The sequence below is a fragment of the Microcystis sp. M53603_WE2 genome, assembly GCF_030065435.1.
In genome coordinates this window covers 1-4,483 of the sequence record NZ_JASJFF010000545.1, presented here as the reverse complement: position 1 = coordinate 4,483, position 4,483 = coordinate 1, and the positions used below count along the sequence as shown (strand labels likewise).

The 4,483-nt window shown below is 37.1% G+C and carries 3 protein-coding genes and 2 pseudogenes; all 5 read right to left on the bottom strand.

The features are described from left to right. Positions 1-184 precede the first annotated feature (184 nt). Positions 185-310 (bottom strand): annotated as a pseudogene (locus tag PX481_RS11345) (type II toxin-antitoxin system HicB family antitoxin); the annotation flags it as partial. Positions 311-460: 150 nt separating this feature from the next. After that, positions 461-676 (bottom strand): annotated as a pseudogene (locus tag PX481_RS11340) (Txe/YoeB family addiction module toxin); the annotation flags it as partial. Between the two features lie 37 nt (positions 677-713). Next, a complete protein-coding gene (locus PX481_RS11335) occupies positions 714-974 on the bottom strand; it encodes a type II toxin-antitoxin system Phd/YefM family antitoxin (protein ID WP_002756849.1) in 261 nt (86 codons plus the stop codon). 263 nt (positions 975-1,237) lie between these two features. After that, positions 1,238-2,857: an HsdM family class I SAM-dependent methyltransferase gene (locus tag PX481_RS11330; RefSeq protein ID WP_002756850.1), complete on the bottom strand. Its 1,620-nt coding sequence runs from the start codon at positions 2,855-2,857 to the stop codon at positions 1,238-1,240. Then, positions 2,850-3,908 carry an AccI family restriction endonuclease gene (locus PX481_RS11325; RefSeq protein WP_002756852.1) on the bottom strand — a complete coding sequence of 353 codons (1,059 nt, stop codon included), beginning with the start codon at positions 3,906-3,908 and terminating at the stop codon, positions 2,850-2,852. Before PX481_RS11325 ends, PX481_RS11330 begins: the two co-directional genes overlap by 8 nt. Positions 3,909-4,483 lie beyond the last annotated feature (575 nt).

Sequence of the window (4,483 nt, the reverse complement as noted above, 5' to 3'; positions counted from 1 at the left end):
TAAATCCTTATCTGGCAAGAGACTTAATTGATTAGTTCGCTCTAGAGCAAAAACAATTGACAAAAATCGCTAAATGCCTTTCTATATAAGGGTTCCATCCCTTATAACCCCCGTCCATTGCATAACACAAACCGAAGAGCCCAAATCTTGTTTGTTCATCCTCAAGGAGCATTTCTATCACTTCACAAAGATTTGTCCGTAATTTATCTAAAGTTTCACCTTGAGAATGTACTCCGGGGAACCCAGGGACATAACCAACATAGAGATTAGTATCAAAATCTTTTTCTACAACAGCAGTAAATGTGTTCATAACCGATACCTAATTTTTAGGCTGACCAGAATAAAAAATAATTATGACATAAATATATAAGGAGAGCGCTAACAAATCTTGGTGCGTTCCCAGGAATTTATTGGCGGAGTAATTCGGAGTTGTCGTGGGGAACGCACCCTACAGCGATGACTAATCTTGGTAATGATAGCGACAGGAAATAATTGTTAGATAATGATCATCGACAACATAAACAAGACGATTAGCTTCATCCGTACGGGACCAAAAACCTGACAAATTCTCTCTCAAGGGTTCAGGTTTACCGATTCCTTCAAAGGGATTGGATAGAGTATCTTGGATGAGCAGATTGATTCTTTTCAGGGTTTTCTTGTCCTGAGATTGCCAATAAAGATAATCTTTTCATGCTTTACTACCCCAAGCCAACTTACGCATCGATTAAATCATGTTCTTGTGTTTTACCTGCTTGATATTCTGCGATCGCTTCTTGCAAATGTTGAGCATTAGCTGCAGATCTTAAGAGATAAACTGTTTCCATCAGACTGTCATAATAACTTTTAGACATGATAACAACATCTTCTGTATCTCCTCTGACAATGAAAGTACAGTTTTTATCATTGGCTACTGTATCTATTACAGATTTAAAGTTTTTTTGGGCTTCACTAAAGTTGACAATGTTGACGCTCATCAGAGTTGTACATGGTTAAGTACAATTGTTATTATAGTTCTGTCCAAATCTGGTTGGCAAAACCCAAAGGCTTCGGGGAACGCACCCTCAAGCTAAACCGAAATAGCATCGCCCTGTTTGGGAAACTTTTCTTTAATATAGCGGAGCAGATCTGACGCAATACCATGATTGTAAATTTTCTTAAATTGCTGCCTTATCTGGCATTATACCTGATTAGAATCTGCTCCGAGACAATCACTTGCGTTAAAACAAAATAAGGCGCGTTACATTTTATTAACACACCCAACCAGATCGGCGATCGCACTATGGAGCGCAGCGGAATTGCCGTCCGGTGCAGCGCATTGTTGGGAGTCCATAAGTCTTTTGATCAGAGCATTACTCATGAGAATTGCTTTTTGGTGATCATTTTGTGCAATACTAATTACTTCTTCAGCATCTTCATCACTGATCATTTCAAATTGTTTCTGGCTTGGACATAAGCTATCATTCAAATCCCTTGGTTCAAACTTGTCTAATTCATCACCATAACTTCGTTTATTGATTTTTATTATTTCCTGTCCAATATCACTGAGCAAATACACAAATAATTTATTAATAAATTGTTCTCCGAATTTATTTGGATAAAAGGAATGAAAGCAGGTAAAATTTATTGCTGTTGTGAAATTGCGTATTACTTTTAACCTGCCCCTGCTAAAGACTCCGAATAAAATTGGAGCTGGTTTTCTATTTTCAATTTTGTACCAGGTCTTCCTTGTTTTTGTAAGATACCTCCCATGGTATCCCAATTTTTCGCCTTCTTTTATGTAATTTCGTATTTCAGAGTTGTCGTGATCTTTTACATCTAAACAATGGACTGGCTTATCCTCATTGTATAGTATATTAAAATCATGCTCAGTAAATACTGCTTTGCGGATTTGAGAGCTTTTTGTAATACACTTACAAATATTATTATCACTCAACTTCCGTTGCTCAATTTTTGATTTTTTTAACGCAAAAAATTCATTTGCGCCAGTAGCAATACCTCTCGTAAACGTACCGTATAGGGACAACTTACAGAAGCCATTTGGAGATACTTGTTCAGTGAACAATGATGAAATAATAGGTGTCCACTTTTTGTTGTATGGTAAATTCGATGGTTCGATTTCCCACTGATAGAATTTACTAATATCAGATATTTTATCTATTTCATCAATTTTTTTGATCTGTAAAATTTTAATGGTTTCTTTTTTTCCGTCATTTTTACAAAGAAGCACACAAACGGTTGTCGTTGCCTCTGGGAAAATTTCTTTTTCATTGGCAAAGATTATTATTTGCTTCAATAAATGATTTTCAAGGAGACTTTTTTTGATTTCTTTTCCGTAGCCAGTATTAAAAAATTCAAAAGGCATAATATACGCCAAGTTACCATTGATTTTAAGTTCTCTTAAAGACTTGACAAGGAATACGGAAGAGATATTAGAGTAACCGATAAGTTTCTTCCCTATTTTTTCTTCAATTTTTGGTAATATATCATGACGCTTAAGAAATTTCTGAAATCGCATATATGGTGGATTACAAATGATACCGTCAAATTTTTCAGTTTCAGCTTCGAGGTAATCACTATTGATAACTCTCAAATAAGGACTGTCACCATTACGATTGAGAAACTCAAATATATTTCTATCAATCTCATATCCAATGAAATGTACTTGATTACCTGAAGGTATTTTTATTGCTTCATCATAAAAAACGCCTAAGCCAAACGCTGGGTCTAATACTGTTTCTGGATTATCTTTTAAAACCCACTGTACCATGAGGCGAGCAACGCACATAGGTGTAAAAAACTGACCGTAATCCTTCCTATGATTAAGTGGAGTTTCAGCTATATATTTTAACTCACGCATTAATAACATCCCTTAGAAATATTTTATTATCAAGGTATCCCTTGCCGCCTGCAAAAGTGACATAAAAAAGCAGACGCCCCCTGTCTAATTCTTTCAGAGCCGATTTATGTTCAGGCATATCAATTTTTCCAATGACTTCTTTTCCAATTTGCACATTGATCTTGATCGTAGTTTTACCTTGATTTTTTACATCTCTTTCTATTGAAAAATTATTTCCATCATTGTTATCGTTTGAAACCAGTGCCAAAATATCTTTAAATGATATTATATATGCCTTGTCAAAAAATACTTGTAGATAAAAATGCTTGACATTATATTTCTGAATCCACCTGTTGACCAAGGCAACATCTTCAATTTTTGGGGTAATGCCCAAATAATCGCGTTTGTGCAGTATTTTTATATTTTCTTTGAGATTCTTCAGTAATTCAGTTAGATTTCTTAACTCTTTTGTTGATGACCATGACGGACAACGAAAGTCTAATTCTCTAAAGGTGTCATCTGTAGCATTTGACATTAGATTGTAAATTGTCTGGTTTTTTCGCCTTAATAGATCACCAAGGTCGGTATTGATTATGTCTTGTCTAATTTCTTCGCATTTTTTAATGGCCCGATCTTGTCTGTCCCGCATGAATGCCGCATATTTGTCTGCTAAAAAAGAACTTGATCTTACTTCAATCGCAGCCACAGCCTGCCTTATGTGCTGATCATTTTTAATGTCAATACTTCCATCCGGAAAGTCTCTGACCTTAAATATCAGTATATCTGGCCTCTTACCTATCGCATTAAGTTCACTCTGATATTCCATATAGAAATCAGCAAATCCATCATCACCTGCGGCTATGGATTCGGAACGCCCATATTTAACAGCAAAATAATCACCAGAATATTCATTGACTGCCTTAAAGACGATTGTTTCAGCCCAATCACCCTGTTCCTTGTTCGTGAGAAATTCGGAGTTAGCCATTGTTGGGGGCTTTCCAGTCATTTGTATTTCAGTATCAATCTCAAGTGGTGATTGCTTTATCAGGTTCAGAATATCATCTTTGTACATGAATTCTCCTTCTTGTTCAGCCCAGCCATCAATTATACCGCTCCCTGCGATCGAGCAACCCCCTCTATATTAGAACTCTTGCATAGATCCAACACCACTAAATAAAACCCTATACGACACCGTGCGGTTTAATCACCTCAATTTGGGGATAATTACCCCACAGAGGGGTCTAGCATTCCACTCAAGACGTGAAGACGACAATACCAAGCAATTGAGGCGGAATATCTCCCCATCTCCCCAAATCCCCCCGCAACGCGCACGAAGTGGTCTCCCCCCGCAACGCCCAGCAACTGGTCTCCCGAAAAAATTTTAGATTTTCTTAAGATCGACCTGAAAAACATTGGCTATTTTTTCCAATATAGTGTAAGTTAAGAAAAGTAAAGATTTCTCACAATTCTTCCACACATCTGCTCGCCTGCTCAGATGGATGGAGGAGAGAGCGCGGAATCTTAGCAATAATATACATTTTTCGGAGAAAACCCCCATGACCATTGCTGTCGGACGCGCCCCAGAAAGAGGGCTGTTTGATGCTCTCGATGACTGGCTCAAAAGAGACCGTTTCGTCTTCATCGGTT

Coding starts and splice junctions, on each gene's coding strand:
- PX481_RS11335 (WP_002756849.1), bottom strand. CDS start 974: ATGAGCGTCAACATTGTCAACTTTAGTGAAGCCCAAAAAAACTTTAAA.
- PX481_RS11330 (WP_002756850.1), bottom strand. CDS start 2,857: ATGCGTGAGTTAAAATATATAGCTGAAACTCCACTTAATCATAGGAAG.
- PX481_RS11325 (WP_002756852.1), bottom strand. CDS start 3,908: ATGTACAAAGATGATATTCTGAACCTGATAAAGCAATCACCACTTGAG.